Raw genomic sequence first — 17,521 nt, 5'->3', positions numbered from 1 at the left:
CGCCAATCGTCCCTAGATCTCATAGGCTTGATTGCACGATGGCTTAACGCAAGCTATACCACGCGTGTTTCAAAGGTCGGGTTATTGTTTTGGCGTGTTCCTGCAGCCATATCCATTCCCGCGATACGCATGAGAAAATCGGTCGCGCCACAGATTGCCACGGGCGCGTTCAAAGCACGTTGGGGCGGAATATGGCCAAAACGCAACGCGCCACCCAGACGAGGTGCTGCACATCGCCCCCCATACGGCCCTGCGCCGTCTTTTCTTGTGTGCTCAAGCGACCGAGTCCGCGCTTGCGCCTGATGAAACCCGCCCGTCCGATCATATCCTGCAAGCGAGTCGCGCCATGAGTGCCAGCCCCCTTCCCCGTTTCGGCCCTTCGGACCGTGGCCCCCGCATCCTGTTTTACAGTCACGACACGTTTGGCCTTGGTCACTTGCGGCGCTCGCGCGCCCTGGCAGCGGCGATCACTTCGGCGGACCCCAAAGCCTCTGCGATGATCCTGACCGGCTCGCCAGTGGCGGGGCGATTTGCCTTTCCCAATCGCGTGGACCACATGCGCCTGCCCGGTGTGATCAAGCGCGCTGACGGCTCTTATGCCAGCCGCACAATGGGTATGAGCATAGAAGAGACCACGGAGCTGCGCGCGGGCCTCATCCGTTCCACCGCTGAGCAGTTTGCGCCCGATATACTGGTGGTCGACAAGGAACCTACCGGATTTCGCGGCGAGTTGATCCCCACGCTTGATCTCTTGCAGGAACGCGGCCAGGCGCGCCTTGTGCTGGGTTTGCGCGATGTTCTGGACGAACCAGAAGTGCTGCGCGCCGAATGGGAGCGCAAATCCGCGCTCGAGGCGGCAGAGACCTACTATGATGAAATCTGGATCTACGGTCTGCATGACGTCTATGATCCGACCGCAGGCCTGCCCCTGAGCAAAGAGACACAGGCGCGCATGCACTGGACGGGCTATCTGCGCCGTGATCTTGGCGAAGTAGGCGAGCCCCCAGAGCAGCCTTATGTTCTGATTACCGCCGGAGGTGGCGGCGATGGCGCGATGATGGTGGATCTTGCGATTTCCGCCTATGAACGCGACCCAAGCCTCACGCCACGCGCGATGCTGGTCTACGGCCCGTTCCTGTCCGGTGACACCCGCGCCGCATTTGAGGATCGGGTCGCGGCCCTTGACGGGCGGGTCACCGCCGTGGGCTTTGAGAGCCAGATCGAGACGCTGTTTGCCGGAGCGCAGGGCGTCATCTGCATGGGCGGTTACAACACGTTCTGCGAGGTGCTGTCGTTTGACAAACCGGCCGTGATTGTACCGCGTACCACGCCCCGGCTGGAGCAGTGGATCCGGGCCAGCCGTGCCGAGGAACTGGGCCTCGTGACCATGCTCGACGAAACCCGCGATGGCTGGACGCCCGAGGCGATGATCGGTGCGATCCGCGCGCTGGAGCGCCAGCCCAACCCTTCAAAAGCGATCTCTGACGGGCTACTGGACGGACTCGACTATGTGACCGAACGGGTCAATGCACTGTTGCAACAACTCCCGCGTGAGGTCAGCGCATGACTGGAAAACGCTCCGCGCTTGCTGTGTTGGTCAAAGGCTGGCCGCGCCTTTCCGAGACCTTTATCGCGCAGGAACTGGTCGCTCTTGAGGCGGCGGGACAGCCTTTTGAGATTTGGTCGCTGCGTCACCCCACGGACACCAAAACGCACCCGCTTCATGATCGTCTCCAGGCGCCTGTGCATTACCTGCCGGAGTATCTCTATGATGCGCCCACTCGGGTGGCCGAGGCTCGCACTCGGGCGCAGACGCTGCCGGGCTACGCGGCGGCCTACGAAGTCTGGCGCGCAGATCTGCGCCGCGACCCGACGCACAACCGCATTCGCCGCTTTGGTCAGGCCTGTGTCCTGGCGGCGGAACTGCCGCCCGAGGTGCGCGGCCTTTATGCCCATTTCCTGCACACGCCAGCCTCGGTGGCGCGCTATGCCGCAATTATGCGCGGCCTGCCGTGGAGCTTTTCGGCCCATGCAAAAGACATCTGGACCTCGCCCGAATGGGAGTTGCGCGAAAAGCTCTCGGCAGCCAGCCATGGCGCGGCCTTTGGGGCCACCTGCACAGGGTTTGGCGCGAAGCATCTACAAGAGCTCTCTGACGGCACGCCTGTGGATCTGATCTATCACGGGCTTGATCTGTCGCGGTTCCCCGCCCCCCCTGCGCGTGTACTGCGCACCCCGAATGCGCCGTTTCACATGATGTCGGTGGGGCGGCTGGTGGAGAAGAAAGGCTTTGACCGCTTGATCGCCGCGCTTGCGCTCCTGCCTCGGGATCTTGACTGGCACTGGACCCATATCGGTGGTGGCGGACTTGGGGATCTGTTGCAGGGCATGGCCGAAGACGCAGGCATTTCTGCTCGTATCACATGGCGCGGCGCCTGCGATCAGCCCGAGGTGATTGATGCGATGCGTGCGGCTGATCTCTTTGTGCTGCCTTCCCGTGTGGCTTCGGATGGCGACCGCGACGGCTTGCCCAATGTGCTGATGGAGGCGGCTTCGCAAGGCCTGCCGATCCTCTCGACCCCGGTGTCGGCTATTCCCGAGTTCATCGAAAGTGGCACCCATGGCCTCCTCAGCAGCGACGCACCCGAGGCTTTGGCGGACGCGATGCTGCGCTTGGCCCATGCGCCCGAAGAGGCGCAGCGCATGGCCGAAGCCGCGCTTCTGCGTCTGCGCGCTGAGTTTGGCATGGATCCGGGCATTGCGCAGTTGAACACGCGCCTCAATGCGATGCTGAAGGACGCTGGATGAGCGCATCCCGTATCGCCTTTTATGCGCCCATGAAGGCTCCAACTCATCCTACGCCCTCTGGCGATCGCGCGATGGCTCAGAACCTGATGGAGCTTTTGCAATTGGGCGGTGCGGAGGTGATTCTCGCCTCAGAGCTGCGGCTTTATGATAAACTGGGCGACCCCGCGCATCAGCAGCTATTGCAGCGGCGCGCCGCTGATGAGGTCAGCCGTCTGGTCGAGGAGCTTCCGCCCGTGGACGCTTGGGTGACCTATCACAATTACTACAAAGCCCCCGATTTGCTCGGACCCGCCGTGGCCGAGGCCCGGGGCATTCCCTACGTGCAGATCGAGAGCACGCGCGCCAAGAAACGCCTGAAGGGGCCTTGGGCCGCATTTGCGCAGGCGGCCCATGAGGCCGCTGATCAGGCCGCTGTGATCTTCTACCTTACGGACCAGGACCGACAGACGTTGGAGCGCGATCGCGCAGGCGATCAACAACTGGTGCATCTGCGCCCGTTTCTGCCGCAGGATGCGCTGCCTCCGGCAAGGGCAGAGTCAGACGTCGCAGGCCGTACACTGCTGGCGGCTGGCATGATGCGTCCGGGCGACAAACTGGCGTCTTATGCCCTTATTGCCGAGACGCTGCGCCACCTTGAAAAGACCGAGCGCGCGGGCGACTGGCAGCTTTTGATTGCGGGCGACGGCCCCGCGCGCAGCGAGGTCGACGCGCTCATGGCGCCCTTTGGCGACCGGGTGCGTTTTCTCGGACAGCTCGGCCCCGAGGCCATGACAGACGCGTATCGTGCAGCAGATCTTTTCCTGTGGCCCGGCGTCAACGAAGCCTTCGGGATGGTCTATCTCGAGGCCCAATCTCATGGTCTACCTGTGGTCGCTCAAGACAGGCCCGGCTTGCGGGATGTGCTTTTGCCCGGGGACTATCCCGCTCCAGATGCTGGCGCGCGCGCCCTTGCCGCCCGTGTGGTGCACCTGCTGGCGGATGCGTCTGAGCGCAAAGACCTCGGGCGGCGGGCGCGGGATCATATCGCCTGCCACCACCTTCGCCCCGCCGCGTCCGCAACCCTCTGGGCGGCGCTCAAGCCACTATTTAGGGAACACAGCGCATGATCCGGCTTGCTCTTTTGCGCCACGGGCACACAGACTGGAACCGTGCAGGTCGCATTCAGGGGCGCAGCGACATCGCACTCGATGCGGCCGCCCGCCAAGAGCTCGCAGCCCAGGCCCTGCCGGGCACGTGGAAAGACGCGGACCTCTGGTCGAGCCCCCTGAAGCGCGCCGCCGAGACCGCCGAACTTGTGGCTGGACGTGCGCCCCAAACCGCAGCCGCGCTCATCGAGATGAATTGGGGCGATTGGGAAGGTCAACAGGGCGCGCTTTTGCGCGCAGACCCGCAATCAGGGTTTCGCGACATTGAACACTGGGGCTGGGATTATCGCCCGCCTGGGGGCGAAAGCCCTGCCGAGGTCTGGGCGCGGGTTGCGCCCTGGATCGCAACCCTGACGCGTGACACGGTTGCCGTCTGTCACATCGGTATCATGCGGATGATCCTTGCCCGCGCGCATGGCTGGGATTTCGATGGCCCCGCCCCGTTCCAGGTTAAGCGCAACCGCCTGTTTGTGGTCGAGATCTCTGGCGATCAGCTCGACCCATGGACAGAGCCCGTCAGGCTGGAGAAAGGCGCGTCATGAAGGTTCTGATTGCTGTCACGCATCTCTTGGGCACCGGGCATCTGTCGCGCGCCCTCACATTGGGGCGGGCGTTTTCGCGACTGGGCCATGCCGTTACCGTGATCTCTGGCGGGTTTCCCGCGCCGCAACTCAGCCTTGAGGGCGTCCAGATCGAGCAATTGCCACCGCTGCGCTCTGATGGGGTGGCGTTCACGCGCCTGCTGGGCGAAGGGGGCGAGGTCGCGGATGAGGCCTATCTTGCCCGCAGGGTGCATCAGCTGGAAACCGTGGTTCAGGCTCGGGAACCCGATGTTCTGATCACGGAGCTTTACCCCTTTGGTCGCCGCGCTCTTAGGGCAGAGTTCCGCGCCCTGCTTGAGGCTGCCAAGGCCCTGCCCCGCCCGCCCCTGATCCTGTCCTCGATCCGTGATATTCTTGCCCCGCCGTCAAAGCCGCAAAAGGCCGTGGACGCCGATGCAATGATTGAGCGCTATTACGATGGCGTGCTCGTTCACTCCGACCCCAAGGCGACCCGGCTCGAGGTCAGCTGGCCTGTCTCGGACATGCTCGCCGCCAAGCTGCATTACACCGGCTATGTCGCCCCACCAGCCGCAGCGCCGCATCCCGATGGGGTCGGCAAAGGCGAAATCCTCGTCAGCGCTGGCGGTGGCAGCGTCGGAGATGCACTATATGCCTGCGCCATTGAGGCCGCCAAGGAGATGCCAGACTATAGCTGGCGCATTCTTGTCGGCGGCGCGGATGCGGCGGCGCGTATCGCAGAGTTGCACGACCCAAGTTCGCCCGCACGTCTTGAGCCTGCCCGCTCTGACTTTCGCGCGATGCTGCCCCATGCAGCCGCCTCCGTGAGCATGTGTGGCTACAATACCGCACTGGATTTGCTGCAATCGGGTACCCCAGCGGTGCTCGTGCCCTTTGATGCGGGCACGGAGGTGGAGCAGACCCTGCGCGCCAAGAGCCTGTCTCCGTTACCAGGTTTTGAGGTCGAAGCGGCGGCGACACTCACGCCAGCCCGTCTCGCGACAGCGCTGCGCCGCGTTATGCAGGATACGCAACGCAGCCTTGACGGCTTTGAATTTGACGGAGCGGGTCAGAGTGTGGAGATTGCCGCAACGCTGCTGAGGGGGCAGCGCGCTTGAGCGCAATTGGGGGATTTTGAATGACCGAAGGCTGGGACGCGCTGGACGCGGAGCTGGAGCAATGGGCTGCGGCGGGTCTGCGTTTGCCGCTGTGGTGGCGCGATGATGATGCAGTCACCCCGACCGATGCGTTGACGCGGCTTGAAGCAATGGCAACGCGGCGTGATCTTCCGGTGCATCTGGCGGTGATCCCGAAAGCGGTAGAAGACGCGCTGGCGCAACATGTATCACAGTCGAGTCATCTGATCCCCGTCGTGCACGGATGGGCGCACGTGAACCACGCAAACCCCGACAAGAAGACCTGCGAATTTCCCAGCACCCGCCCCGTGGACGAGGCGTTGACTGATGCCGAACAGGGGGTCGAACGGCTGAAACATCTGTTTGGCGCGCGTTTGCAGCCCATGTTCGTTCCACCGTGGAACCGGATCTCGCCTGCGATGTTGCCGTGGCTTGCGGGGCTGGGCTTTGCTGCAATCTCCACCTATGGACCCCGCAAGCGCACGCAGGCGGCATCGGGTCTGGTGCAGATCAACACCCATATTGATCCGATCGACTGGAAAGGTGGGCGCGGTCTTGTGCCTGAGGCTCAGATCCTTGCGAAGCTGGTGGCCAATTTGCAAGCGCGGCGCAGCGGTCAGCACGATAATGCGGAACCGCTTGGTCTCCTGACGCATCATCTTGTACATACGGACGAGGTATGGGAGTTCTGCGACACCCTGCTGCGCCGTCTCCTTGAGGGGCCAGCCCATCCCTGGCGTTTCAACGAGAGGATCAACTGAGTGAGCCGACTGGACAGTATGCTGCGCCGCCTGACCGCGCAACGCGATGGGCTAAATTGGGCCGCGCAAGAGATTTCGCTCCTCACCGGGGATGTTCTTGATCTCGGGCTTGGCAATGGTCGCACCTATGATCACCTGCGCGAAGTGATGCCGGAGCGCCGGATCTGGGTCATAGACCGCGTGCTGCAATGCCACCCGTCCTGCGTCCCGCCGGAAGAGAACTTTTTGCAAGGCGAAGCGGCTCCGATGCTGGACCGCCTGGCAGAGGGTGGCCATAAGCTCGCGCTGGCGCATTACGATCTGGGGTTTGGGATCAAAGAAAAAGACGTGGCCGAAGCAGCAAAACTCTCTCCGGTGATTGCGCGCGTCATGGTGCCGGGCGGGGTGATCGTCTCTGGCCAGCCTCTTGTGGGCTTCAAAGAGATCGAAGGCCCCAAAGGCATCCCCGAAGGCCGCTATATGTTCTATCGCGCGGAGTGATCCGCGCCACGCCGCACCACGTCCAATGGATCGCTGGAAATAGGATGCGCATCGTCTTTGAGGGGTTGCGCTTTGCTGTGCAAATCGCGCTGGGGCGGAGGCCCAACGCTTTTGGGGGCGGCTTAGCCGCACGCATAAAGGGGCGGGAGCCTCCCCGTTCTGCAACACCGGATAGGTCAGCACTCCTGTCAGATTGTTTCGCGTGCGAAACAACAGGTCACCATGGCTGATACTTTATGTGGGCGTTGCGTGGAGAGCGTACGCTGACATCTGGGGGTCCACGCAACAAAGCCGTTTTTACGCGCATATTTGCGTACAGAGGCGCCATTCAGGCGTGTAAGATCGGTGCGCAAAGCGCGCGCTCTATCAACGCTCGCCTTACGACACTGGCGCCCTCAGGCCACACGCGCGCCGCGCGAATAAACTGCGCGCAGCATCGGCACGCCCTCACGGGTGCGAAAGCGGATCAAGTCCGCGCGTTTGCCAACCTCCAGCACCCCGCGATCGGTCAAGCCCACCGACGCAGCAGGCGCAGCCGTCACGGTGGCCATCCCGCGCGCCAGATCACCCCAGATCTCGCCCAGTTTGACAGCCGCCTGCAGGAGCGCGGCCGGGATATAGTCCGAGGACACGATGTCCAAAAGCTCCAGATCCGCAAGCTCTCGCGCGGCGACATTGCCGGAGTGCGAACCACCGCGAATGAGGTTGGGCGCGCCCATCATCACCTTGATCCCATGGGCATGGCAGGCCCGCGCGGCCTCAACCGTGGTGGGGAACTCGGCCAGCCGAATTCCATGGCCTGCCGAGGTCTGCACCTGATCTGCCGTGGTGTCATCATGGCTGGCCAGCACTGCGCCAAAGCGGGCGGCCTCGGCCACGGTGGTTGCCTCGTGGAGATCACCAAAGCGGGCGCGCAGATCCTTCAGTTGCGCCACATGGTTGATGAATTCCTCATCCGACATGCCACGTTTGGACTTCACGTATTGCTCGAGTTTCGCAATGTCGCGGAACTGACGCTGACCGGGGGTGTGGTCCATCAGGCTAACAAGGCCCACGCGGTCCTCGGCGGTGAACTCCGCCAGCTCCTCGGCCAGCGTTTCAGAGCAGACTTCGGCGCGCAGGTGCAGGAAATGACTGATCTTCAGCATGTCCTTGGTGCGCAGGTCCAGCATCTCGCTCGCAAGCTGGCGCGCATATTTGATATAGCGTCCTTTGCCGGACGGGATCGAACCCACCCGCATTGCATCAAAGACGGTCGTGATGCCGGTCGAGGCAAGCTCGGCGTCATGGGCGACCAGGGCCGCCGCATGGGGCCAGTCAACCCCGGGTCGGGGTTCGATGTGGCGTTCCAGGTTGTCGGTGTGCAGCTCCACAAGGCCAGGGCTGAGGAAATCGCCCTCAAGATCCATCGCACCGGAAGGCACAGAAGAGCCGTCGGCGATGTCGGCGATCACGCCATCTGAGATTTTTACGCAACCGGTGCGGGTCTCGCCCGCAAGGATCAGCGTGGCATTGGCAAGGATCATCTCATGTGTCATCTGGAGTTCACATCTTTCGGGATAGAGAAGGCCCACGTCTTAGGAGGCCAATGTGACATTTACGCGATATGCGATCTATTATGCGCCCTGCGCCGATGCGGCGTGGAGCAAATGGGCAACGAGCTGGCTCGGTTGGGACATCGTGGCGGGCCGCGAGGTGGCGCATCCCAGTGCCGGGGCGCTGGATGTGACGACGATCACGACGACCCCGCGCAAATACGGTCTGCACGCCACCCTGAAGCCGCCGATGCGACTGGCGGACGGGCATGATGAGAGCGCCCTGCGTGGCGCATGTGCGGCCTTGGCCGCGCGTCTGCCCCCCGTCCAACTGGAGGGCCTCCAAGTAGAACGGCTTGGCCGGTTTCTGGCGCTGCGTCCCATCGGCGATGTGGGCGCTCTGAACGCGCTGGCGGCAGCCTGTGTGACCGAGCTTGACGGGTTTCGTGCGCCGGCACCGGATGCGGAGATTGCAAAACGCCGCGCGGGCGGCCTCAGTGCCGAGCAGGACGCCCATCTTCTGCAATGGGGCTACCCTTATGTGTTGGATCAGTTCCGCTTTCACATCACCTTGACCGGAAAACTGCCAAAACGGGAGCTGCCCGCGGTCGAGGCCTATCTGGCGGAGGCCCTTGTGCCGCTCTTGCCACAGCCCTTTGTGATCAACGACTTGGCGCTGATGGGCGAGGCGGAGGATGGGCGTTTTCACCTTATCCAACGCTATGCCCTCTCGGCCTGAATGATTGCCTGAGCCTCGACGATGGCGGCGCTGAGCGCGCCGCTGTTGTCGACCTCATGGACCTGACGCAAACCCTCGGGCAGTGCAAGGCTGGCACGGGCAAGGCGGCGTTCCACCTCGGCGGCATCCTCGCGCCCGCGTCCGGCCAAACGCGCGGCCAGCACTTCGGGGCGGGCCGTGACAGAGATCACGCGGAAATCGTCGAACACCTCCTGCGCCTGCAACAGAACCGCGCGCGAGAGGTTCACAAGGACGCCCGTGGCGCCCTCGCGCAGTTTTTCGATGTCGCGCGGAATGCCGTAGCGCAGCCCATGGGCATTCCAATGGAGCGCAAAGACATCCGCCTCGACCAAGGCCTGAAACTCGGCCTCGCTCACGGGGTGATAGTCCTCCCCACCGGCTTCGGGCGCGCGGGTAATCACACGGCGCATGGAGCGCAGGCGCGGATCAGCGACCGCAAGGCCGCTCATCAGGCTGTCCTTGCCGACACCCGAGGGACCGACAACAGCGATGACCGGCCCCTTTGCAGGGGATGTGTCGGCGGGCATGCTCATGCGGCAGCCTTTGGTGCAAAAGCCGACACATCAACAAACCGATCGCAGACCTGCTCGCGCGCGGCCTCGTCGTGAAAGATGCCGATGATGGCTGCGCCCCGCGCCTTGGCGCTCTCGATGAGGCCAAGAACCGTTGCGCGGTTTTGCGCATCAAGGCTGGCGGTGGGCTCATCCAGCAGCATCGCCGGATAGTCATAGGCAAAGCCACGGGCGATATTCACGCGCTGCTGTTCACCGCCCGAAAATGTCGTTGGGCTCAGGGTCCAGAGCCGTTCGGGGATGTTGAGCTGCGCCAGAAGCGAGGCCGCACGGTCGCGCGCCTTTTCAACCGGGGTGCCCACCGACAAGAGCGGCTCGGCGACCACATCAAGCGTCGAGACCCGAGGCACCACCCGCAGGAACTGGCTCACGTAGCCAAGTGTCTTGCGGCGCAGTTCCAGAATTTCGCGCGGCTCGGCATTGGCGACATCAAGCCCACCGATCAGAATATGGCCGGAGGCGGCAAGGTAATTGCCGTAGATGAGCCGCATCAGGGTCGATTTCCCGGCGCCGGAGGCCCCGACCAGCCCAACACACTCGCCCGGGCTGACGGAAAGGTTTGCCCCCTCCATCACCGGAATAAGCGCGCTGCCCTGATTGTGCAGGGTGAAAGTCTTGGAGACATTTTGAATGTCGATCATCGGAGTTTGAGAAGCGGTCATAGCCAGCCTTTCCAACAAATAAAGAGAAGCCTGTCGCGCACAGATCCCATGCGCGCGCCAGAGGCCTTGGTCACACCTGCAACACGGAGGAGACCAGAAGTTGCGTGTAGGCGTGTTGCGGATCATCCAGCACCTGATCGGTGAGGCCGGTTTCCACGACGTGGCCGGACTTCATAACCATAAGGCGATCCGCCAGCAGGCGCACCACGGCGAGGTCGTGGGTGACGATGATCGCCGAGAGCCCCATTTCACGCACCAAACCACGCAAGAGGTCCAGAAGCCGCGCCTGTACCGAGACATCCAAGCCCCCGGTGGGTTCGTCCATGAACACCAAACGCGGGCCGGTCACCAGATTGCGCGCGATCTGCAAACGTTGCTGCATGCCGCCCGAGAAGGCCGTGGGGCGATCATCTACCCGGCTCTCGTCAATCTCCACCCGGTCGAGCCAGTCGACGGCGCGGTCGCGGATGTTACCATAGTGACGGTCTCCCACGGCCATCAGACGCTCGCCAATGTTACCGCCTGCCGAGACCGACATGCGCAGGCCCTCGCGGGCGTGCTGATGCACAAAGGCCCAGTCGGTGCGCCCCAGCATACGGCGCTCGGGTTCGGACATGGTGAGCGTATCGACGGGACCACGATCCCGGGTGTCAAAGATCACCTCGCCGCCGTCGGTGTCCAGATGACCTGCAAGGCAGTTCAGCAAGGTGGACTTGCCGGAGCCCGACTCGCCCACGATGCCCATGACTTCGCCCGGATAAAGATCAAAGGAGACATCCGTACAGCCGATGCGATGGCCATACATCTTTTTGATATTGTTGACTTTCAGAAGGGGATGCATCACGCGGCCTCCGGTCCGGTGGTGAGAGGAGCGTTCTGACCGAGCCGGCCCACATGGCCTGCCTCGCGCCGGGAACGGCAATAATCGGTGTCGGAGCAGACGAACATCCGCCCGCCCTGATCGTCCACGATGACCTCGTCGAGATAGCTGTCCTCTGCCGCGCAGAGGTCGCAGGGGTGGTCGGCCTTGGTGGCCTCGAACGGGTAGTCCTCAAAATCCAGAGAGACCACTTTGGTGTAGGGCGGAACCGCGTAGATCCGTTGTTCGCGTCCTGCGCCAAAGAGCTGGATCGCGGCCATTTCCATCTTGGGGTTGTCGAATTTCGGAATGGGAGACGGGTCCATCACGTAGCGCCCTTCCACCTTCACCGGATAGGCGTAGGAGGTGGCAATGGCACCATGTTGGCTGATGTCTTCATAGAGCTTCACATGCATGAGGCCGTATTCCTCAAGGGCGTGCATTTTGCGGGTCTCGGTCTCGCGCGGTTCCAAAAAGCGCAGAGGTTCCGGGATCGGCACCTGATACACAAGGATCTGGTCCTCGCGCAGATCGGCCTCCGGGATCCGGTGGCGGGTCTGAATGATCGAGGCCTGTTCGGTTTCCTCGGTGGTGGCGACACCTGCGGTGCGTTCAAAGAACTTGCGGATCGAGACCGCGTTGGTGGTGTCATCTGCGCCCTGATCAATGACCTTGAAGGTGTCATCGGGTGTGAGCGCCGCGGCAGAGACCTGCACGCCGCCGGTGCCCCAGCCATAGGGCATCGGCATTTCGCGGCTGGCAAAGGGCACCTGATAGCCGGGTATGGCCAGCCCCTTGAGGATCGCCCGGCGGATCATCCGCTTGGTCTGCTCGTCGAGGTATGCAAAGTTGTAGTCAGACATGGTTTTCTCCGACGGACAAGGAACAAGAATGATGCCCGACTCGCTGATAACTTGGCTGTCGATACTGTTTTTTCTGGGCTTTGCTTTTTGGAATTACCGCCGCCATAAGCGTCGTAGAGACAGCCTCAAACGAGAGCCTGATGGCACATGGGTCTGGGTGGATTTTGATGGTTCTGAAAACCGATCGACTGCGCATCCTGCCCGCCCCGGTGGCAAATGGTGGGAAGAGCTGAGAAACCAAAACTGAAAACGTGTGTGACAGGTTCATTCCGCCGCCTCCCGCGCTTGCTCCGCTGCGGCACGCGCGGCCTCCGCCTCGCGGCGCAGCTTGCGCACCAGTTCCAGTTCGGACTGGAAATCCACGTAATGCGGCAGTTTGATATGTTCGAGGAAGCCGGTCGCCTGGATGTTGTCGCAGTGGCTGAGGACAAATTCCTCATCCTGCGCAGCAGCGCCGAGGTCGTCTTCGCCCAGCTCTTTCCAGCGCAATGCGCGATCCACCAGCGCCATGGAGATCGCCTTGCGCTCTGTCTGACCAAACACCAAACCATAACCACGGGTGAACTGTGGCGGCTCGGTCTTGGAGCCTTTGAACTGGTTCACCGTCTCGCATTCCGTGAGCTCCACCTCGCCGATTTCAATGGCAAAGCCCAGTTCTGGGATGTCCATCTCAACCGCAACGGTGCCGATCCGCAATTCGCCCACAAAGGCGTGGTTGCGCGCGTAGCCGCGTTGGGTGGAATAAGCCATGCCCAGCACAAAGCCCTCATCGCCCCGGGTCAGCGTCTGCAAGCGGGTGGCGCGATCCGCCGGAAAGGACATCGGCTCTCGGGTGATGTCCTTGGGCGTTGCGTCAGAGTCCTCTTCGGTCTGGATGATATCCTCACCGCGCAGGAAGGACGTCACATGCGGCGTCGGCTCTAGGCGCGGCTCCGCAGCAGGTGCCTCGGGCACCTCGCCTTCGGCGGCGAGTTTGAAGTCCAGCAAACGGTGCGTGTAGTCAAAAGTCGGCCCCAGGACCTGCCCGCCCGGCACATCCTTGAAGGTCGCGGAGATGCGACGATCACAGGCCATATCGGCTGTCTCCACCGGCTTGGAATTCCCAAACCGGGGCAAGGTGGTGCGATAAGCCCGCATCAAAAAGATCGCCTCGATCAAGTCGCCCCGCGACTGTTTGATCGCCAGTGCAGCCAGATCGGGATCATATAGCGAACCCTCGGCCATCACGCGGTTCACCGCCAGCTTCAGCTGTTCGCGGATCTGCGCGAGGGACAGCTCAGCGATGCTCTGATCGCCCCGGCGTTCTTCGGCGAGCCAGGCATGGGCATTGTCAATCGCCCGCTCACCGCCTTTTACGGCTACGTACATCTGCTTAGCCCCCCGGTTGAATCTGGGTCGAGCGCGGCAGAGCGGCAATCTCGGACCCGGAGGTGAAAAATACATCTACCCCGAGCGGGTAGAGCATGGCGTTGCGCTGCATCAGAGCCACATCGGGCAGATACATCTGCGCGTATTCCTTGATGCCGGGCCCCCTGAGCGTGGCATTTGGGGGCTCAAACGCGGGGCTCTCAACAATGAGCGTCGCGGAGCGGTCCGGGTATTCCGAAGTGCCAATGCGATATTGCTCAAGCGGCATTAGCGCGTCCCAGCCCCCCACGGCAAAATCGGCCTTGGCTGCGGGTACGATCGGCGCGCCGGTATGAAAGGTGATCCAGCCGCGCAGGGCCGCGCTGTCCACGTCCGGCGCCAGAAACAGACCTGTCTCGGGGTCTGCCAGTGTCAGGATCAGGCTTGCTGCGGCTGGGCTCAGGCCTTCGGGGGCGCTGCCACCGGTGATTTCGCGGATCTCGCCTGGGCGCGCCATAACGTCCATCGCGGCACGAAACGCATGGGCCGAGGCCACTGCCGGATCGGCGAAACCGCCTGTATAAATCTCGGTGTCGGGCATCAGTCCTCTCCTCGCACCATCGTAAAGAAGTCCACCTTGGTCGCGGCGGCTTTGGCAGCGCGGGCCTCTCGGGCCGCGTCACGCTCCGTGCGCAGGGGCGTCAGGATCTTGTCCTCGAGCTCTCGGGCGGCCTCTGTTTGCATCATCGCGTCCAGTTTGGCGGCCAGCTCCGCTTGCCGCTTGCTGCGACCCTGAACATAGCCATGCCCCACTTCGCCAGATACGAGTTTGAGCGTGCAGCGGGTGACGGTCATCTCGCCGAGGTTAAAGGGTGCGCCGCTTGCGCCGGTGCGCCCGCGGACCATCACACCGCCGGTTTCGGGCGCGCGTAGAAAAGCATGCTCGGGGCTATGCCCGAAGGCCTCGAACAGGCTGGCAAGCCGAGCCTCGGGCGCGGTGGCCAGCAGGCTCATCCAGGCCTTGCGGTCCTCGGGCGTTCTCTCTTGTGTCATGTCTGGTGTCGCCTCTTGGCAGATTAGTCTACATGTCCTATACAACTAGACAAATACTACCCGAGTCGCCTTGCTGCGCGCAAGCCGCTCTCTTGTGAAGCTTTCATGACGAAGGAAATAGCATGACCAAAGCCGCTTCCCGCACCCCGGTCTGGAAGTCGATTGCAATCACCTTGACCGATGACATCGCGCAAGGGCGCTATGACCGCGGGGCGAAGCTGCCGGCAGAGGCGCAGCTCGCGGAGCGCTTTGGCGTCAACCGTCACACGGTGCGGCGGGCGCTCGCGGATATGTCGGAACAGGGGCTGGTCCACGCGCGGCGCGGCGCCGGGGTGTTTGTGGCCGCAAAACCCACCGACTACCCGGTTGGAAAACGCATCAGGTTTCACCAGAACATCCGGCGCGCAGGGCGCGTGCCAAGCAAGAAAGTTCTGCGTCTCGAGACGCTTGCGGCCGACGCAAGGGAGGCCGATGTGCTGGAGCTGGAACCGGGCGACCCGGTGGTGGTTTATGAAGGTCTGTCCTATGCGGACGATCATCCGGTTGCGCTGGCGCGGACGTTGTTTCCGGCAGACCGCCTGCCCGGCATCATCGACGCGCTTCAGTCACATGACTCGATCACGGCAGCGCTCAAGGCCTGCGGCGTAGAAGATTATACCCGTCGCGAAACCCGCATAACGGCAAAGCTCGCGACCGCCACCCAGGCGCTACATCTGCGCACGTCTGAAGGCGCGCCGATCCTGCGCACCACCGGGATCTCGGACGACCTCAACGGTGTGCCGATCGAGTTCGGCCGCACATGGTTTGCAGGAGACCGGGTGACGCTGACAGTTGGCGACGACTGAGCCAGAGCGCGCGCCCTGGGGCGCGCGTCACGTACTCAAGCGTTTGCGATTATTCGTATTTTTCGAGAAATGCCTCAGCGGGCAAGGCGCGAAAATCCGCGAGCGCTGCACGCAAGGTCGCGTGATCCCAGTCCCACCACGCCAGCGCGATCATCCGTTCTGCAACGGGTTCTGTGTAGCGTCGCCGGATCAGCTTTGCTGTGTTGCCGCCGACGATTGTGTAGGGGGCCACGTCCTTTGTGACAACTGTACCAGCGGCCACTACGGCGCCGTGACCGATTGTGACCTCGGGCTTGATCAACGCGCCATGGCCAATCCAGGTGTCGTGTCCGATCTCTGCGCGTCGGCTTTTGCGATGAGCAAACCAATCCGCGTCATCCTCGGCATCGTCCCAGTAGCTTGCCGAGCGATAGAGGAAATGGTGCAGAGAGGCCTTCTCCATTGGATGATCTGTCGCGCCGATCCGCACGCAGCTTGCGATATTTGCAAATTTGCCAATCTGTGCGTTGGCGATGTCGCACATCCGGTCGCAATAGCTGTAGTCGCCAAATGCGCTGTTGGCGACACGGGTATTGGCCCCGATTTCAACCCAAGCCCCAAAGGTGCTGTTGGTGAGACTACAGCCCGGGTGAACGTAGGGCTCTGTGGCTGAGAGTTTGGGCATTTGCGCACCTTTGGAATATACAACTAGACGTTTGTGGTAGTTTGTGTTGAACGAACGACCTCGTCCAACGGGCGGCGGTTGTGACACAGGCGCCTCTCACCCGCGTGAAAGGCACCTTGCTTCGTAACCCATCCGGGTCGTCCAAGAGGTCAATGACCACCCTCATCGCCGCGGATCAGGCGCTTGCGCAGCCAACCCGAGAACCAATCCATCACCATCACCATGAGGATGATCAGAACGATGTAATAGGAGACCTCTTCCCAGTCCTTTTGGGTGATGATCGCCTGTGTGAGCAAGAGACCGATCCCGCCGCCGGTGATGGCACCGATAATGGTGGCCGAGCGGGTGTTTGATTCAAGGAAGTATAAAAGCTGCGACAGCAGAACCGGCGTAATCTGCGGGATCACCCCAAAGCGGTAGCGCTGGACCGGTTTTGCACCGGTGGAGGCCACGCCCTCGATCTGTTTTTCATCCACGTTTTCGAGGGCTTCGGAGAAGATTTTGCCGAAGGTGCCGGTGTCCGTGATCAGGATCGCAAGCGCGCCGGTGAGCGGACCAGGACCAAAGGCACGGGCCAGAACAACGGTCCAGATGAGCGAGTCGACACCGCGCACAAAGTCAAAGACACGCCTAGTGGCAAAGCGGATGACCCGCACGGGCATGAAATTCCGCGTCCCCAGAAAGGCCAGCGGCAGAGCCACCAGACCCGCACCAAAGGTGCCAAGGAAGGCCATCAGAATCGTCTCACCGATGGCCCAGGCCACATCGCTGTGCCGCCACATCTTGTTGGTCCAGAAGTCGTTCCAGATCGCGCCTGCCTCGCCAGACACTGCGTGCCCCACAAGCTCTAGCGGACCCATGCCGTGATAGGGGCTGTCGAGCGTGAAGAAGAACAGCTCCCAGCCATAGAAATAGCGGAAAACCTCGGCGCGGTTGCGGGTCACGGTCAGACGCCCCGCATCGGTGGTGATCGCCAGACGGTTCTTCGAGAGGTTGATCCATTCGGGCACGTCGCCTTCGGGCAGGACGGCCTGTACACCTTGGCTGCGCGAGGGCGTGGCGGTCACGAGACCATAGCCCGGAATATCATATTCGATTGTCTCGGGGCCAAAGCGCACCACATGGCCACCTGTGAGGTCGATCACCGTGGTTGCCCCCGGCGTGACCCATTCGGGGCTCATGCCTTCGGGGTATTCGCCTTTGCGCTCCCCCTCAACCGCGTAGGTCACATCGCCTGTGCGATTGTCGCGGGTCACATGGGTCTTGTAGCTATAGGTGTCGGACACCAGCGTGCGGGCATTGTCCATAGAGGCACGTTCCCACAGGCCCGGCACGTCAAACGCAAAGAACACATAGGTGAGATAGGCGAGGATGAGGGCCGGAATGCCGAAGTTCATCAACCGTTTCTTGAAAAACAGCTTGTCCATCTGCCCTTTGAGCGGCGCGGTGTTGAGGACGAGGGTGGTCATAT

The 17,521-nt window shown here is 62.4% G+C and carries 20 protein-coding genes; 10 read left to right on the top strand and 10 right to left on the bottom strand.

The genetic code is table 11. The features are described 5' to 3' along the window. Positions 1–346: 346 nt before the first annotated feature. From ACZ1HH_RS15270 to ACZ1HH_RS15240, 7 genes are read left to right on the top strand one after another with little or no spacing between them, the layout of a single operon-like run. Positions 347–1,567, top strand: a complete 1,221-nt coding sequence (locus ACZ1HH_RS15270) for a glycosyltransferase family protein (protein ID WP_487320499.1) — start codon at positions 347–349, stop codon at positions 1,565–1,567. Beyond that, the gene (locus tag ACZ1HH_RS15265) at positions 1,564–2,808 is read left to right on the top strand and encodes a glycosyltransferase family 4 protein (protein ID WP_487320498.1); all 1,245 of its coding nucleotides are present in this window, start codon (positions 1,564–1,566) and stop codon (positions 2,806–2,808) included. Before ACZ1HH_RS15270 ends, ACZ1HH_RS15265 begins: the two co-directional genes overlap by 4 nt. Next, entirely contained in the window at positions 2,805–3,914 is a 1,110-nt protein-coding gene (locus ACZ1HH_RS15260; RefSeq protein WP_472635232.1) for a glycosyltransferase family 4 protein, read from the top strand. Before ACZ1HH_RS15265 ends, ACZ1HH_RS15260 begins: the two co-directional genes overlap by 4 nt. After that, positions 3,911–4,495 (top strand): histidine phosphatase family protein, encoded by a 585-nt coding sequence (locus ACZ1HH_RS15255; RefSeq protein ID WP_487320497.1) that lies wholly within the window; start codon positions 3,911–3,913, stop codon positions 4,493–4,495. The genes ACZ1HH_RS15260 and ACZ1HH_RS15255 overlap by 4 nt, the downstream gene beginning before the upstream one ends. Then, positions 4,492–5,631, top strand: a complete 1,140-nt coding sequence (locus ACZ1HH_RS15250; RefSeq protein WP_472635231.1) for a glycosyltransferase family protein — start codon at positions 4,492–4,494, stop codon at positions 5,629–5,631. Before ACZ1HH_RS15255 ends, ACZ1HH_RS15250 begins: the two co-directional genes overlap by 4 nt. 20 nt (positions 5,632–5,651) lie before the next feature. After that, positions 5,652–6,410 carry a polysaccharide deacetylase family protein gene (locus ACZ1HH_RS15245; protein WP_472635230.1) on the top strand — a complete coding sequence of 253 codons (759 nt, stop codon included), beginning with the start codon at positions 5,652–5,654 and terminating at the stop codon, positions 6,408–6,410. Continuing rightward, positions 6,411–6,890 (top strand): class I SAM-dependent methyltransferase, encoded by a 480-nt coding sequence (locus ACZ1HH_RS15240; protein WP_472635229.1) that lies wholly within the window; start codon positions 6,411–6,413, stop codon positions 6,888–6,890. A gap of 395 nt (positions 6,891–7,285) precedes the next feature. Here ACZ1HH_RS15240 and ACZ1HH_RS15235 read toward each other — a convergent pair whose 3' ends face one another. Next, entirely contained in the window at positions 7,286–8,428 is a 1,143-nt protein-coding gene (locus tag ACZ1HH_RS15235; RefSeq protein WP_472635228.1) for an alpha-D-ribose 1-methylphosphonate 5-triphosphate diphosphatase, read from the bottom strand. Positions 8,429–8,480: 52 nt separating this feature from the next. On the opposite strand from ACZ1HH_RS15235, the gene ACZ1HH_RS15230 reads away from it, so the two are divergent. Then, positions 8,481–9,164, top strand: a complete 684-nt coding sequence (locus tag ACZ1HH_RS15230; protein ID WP_472635227.1) for a DUF1045 domain-containing protein — start codon at positions 8,481–8,483, stop codon at positions 9,162–9,164. Here ACZ1HH_RS15230 and phnN read toward each other — a convergent pair. The 4 genes from phnN to ACZ1HH_RS15210 form a co-directional block, all read right to left on the bottom strand. Then, on the bottom strand, positions 9,146–9,718 hold the full coding sequence (phnN, locus tag ACZ1HH_RS15225; protein WP_472635226.1) for a phosphonate metabolism protein/1,5-bisphosphokinase (PRPP-forming) PhnN: 573 nt from the start codon (positions 9,716–9,718) through the stop codon (positions 9,146–9,148). The two genes, ACZ1HH_RS15230 and phnN, sit on opposite strands and share 19 nt — an antisense overlap. Further along, positions 9,715–10,398, bottom strand: a complete 684-nt coding sequence (gene phnL, locus ACZ1HH_RS15220; RefSeq protein WP_044026500.1) for a phosphonate C-P lyase system protein PhnL — start codon at positions 10,396–10,398, stop codon at positions 9,715–9,717. Before phnL ends, phnN begins: the two co-directional genes overlap by 4 nt. 91 nt (positions 10,399–10,489) lie before the next feature. Further along, complete coding sequence (phnK, locus tag ACZ1HH_RS15215) at positions 10,490–11,260, bottom strand: phosphonate C-P lyase system protein PhnK (RefSeq protein ID WP_009175801.1); 771 nt, start codon at positions 11,258–11,260, stop codon at positions 10,490–10,492. Continuing rightward, complete coding sequence (locus ACZ1HH_RS15210) at positions 11,260–12,141, bottom strand: alpha-D-ribose 1-methylphosphonate 5-phosphate C-P-lyase PhnJ (protein WP_416369576.1); 882 nt, start codon at positions 12,139–12,141, stop codon at positions 11,260–11,262. The genes phnK and ACZ1HH_RS15210 overlap by 1 nt, the downstream gene beginning before the upstream one ends. 31 nt (positions 12,142–12,172) lie before the next feature. Here ACZ1HH_RS15210 and ACZ1HH_RS15205 point away from each other — a divergent pair, with 31 nt between their 5' ends. Next, positions 12,173–12,388: a hypothetical protein gene (locus ACZ1HH_RS15205; RefSeq protein ID WP_487320496.1), complete on the top strand. Its 216-nt coding sequence runs from the start codon at positions 12,173–12,175 to the stop codon at positions 12,386–12,388. 17 nt (positions 12,389–12,405) lie between these two features. Here ACZ1HH_RS15205 and ACZ1HH_RS15200 read toward each other — a convergent pair whose 3' ends face one another. The 3 genes from ACZ1HH_RS15200 to phnG are packed head-to-tail and all read right to left on the bottom strand — an operon-like array spanning position 12,406 to position 14,541. Further along, positions 12,406–13,509, bottom strand: coding sequence for a carbon-phosphorus lyase complex subunit (locus ACZ1HH_RS15200; protein WP_472635621.1), 1,104 nt, complete (start codon positions 13,507–13,509; stop codon positions 12,406–12,408). Between the two features lie 4 nt (positions 13,510–13,513). Beyond that, positions 13,514–14,089, bottom strand: coding sequence for a phosphonate C-P lyase system protein PhnH (gene phnH, locus ACZ1HH_RS15195; protein WP_487320495.1), 576 nt, complete (start codon positions 14,087–14,089; stop codon positions 13,514–13,516). Beyond that, complete coding sequence (phnG, locus tag ACZ1HH_RS15190; protein WP_472635224.1) at positions 14,089–14,541, bottom strand: phosphonate C-P lyase system protein PhnG; 453 nt, start codon at positions 14,539–14,541, stop codon at positions 14,089–14,091. Before phnG ends, phnH begins: the two co-directional genes overlap by 1 nt. Positions 14,542–14,663: 122 nt before the next feature. On the opposite strand from phnG, the gene phnF reads away from it, so the two are divergent. Next, positions 14,664–15,386, top strand: a complete 723-nt coding sequence (gene phnF / locus ACZ1HH_RS15185; RefSeq protein ID WP_011537309.1) for a phosphonate metabolism transcriptional regulator PhnF — start codon at positions 14,664–14,666, stop codon at positions 15,384–15,386. 49 nt (positions 15,387–15,435) lie between these two features. Here phnF and ACZ1HH_RS15180 read toward each other — a convergent pair whose 3' ends face one another. Beyond that, complete coding sequence (locus ACZ1HH_RS15180; protein WP_472635223.1) at positions 15,436–16,050, bottom strand: LbetaH domain-containing protein; 615 nt, start codon at positions 16,048–16,050, stop codon at positions 15,436–15,438. Between the two features lie 149 nt (positions 16,051–16,199). Further along, complete coding sequence (gene phnE, locus ACZ1HH_RS15175; protein ID WP_472635222.1) at positions 16,200–17,519, bottom strand: phosphonate ABC transporter, permease protein PhnE; 1,320 nt, start codon at positions 17,517–17,519, stop codon at positions 16,200–16,202. Positions 17,520–17,521: the final 2 nt, after the last annotated feature.

Source organism: Epibacterium sp. HA2-3 (assembly GCF_055693725.2).
The sequence above is the reverse complement of the archived record's forward strand: the minus strand, read 5'-3'. Positions and strand labels throughout refer to the sequence as shown.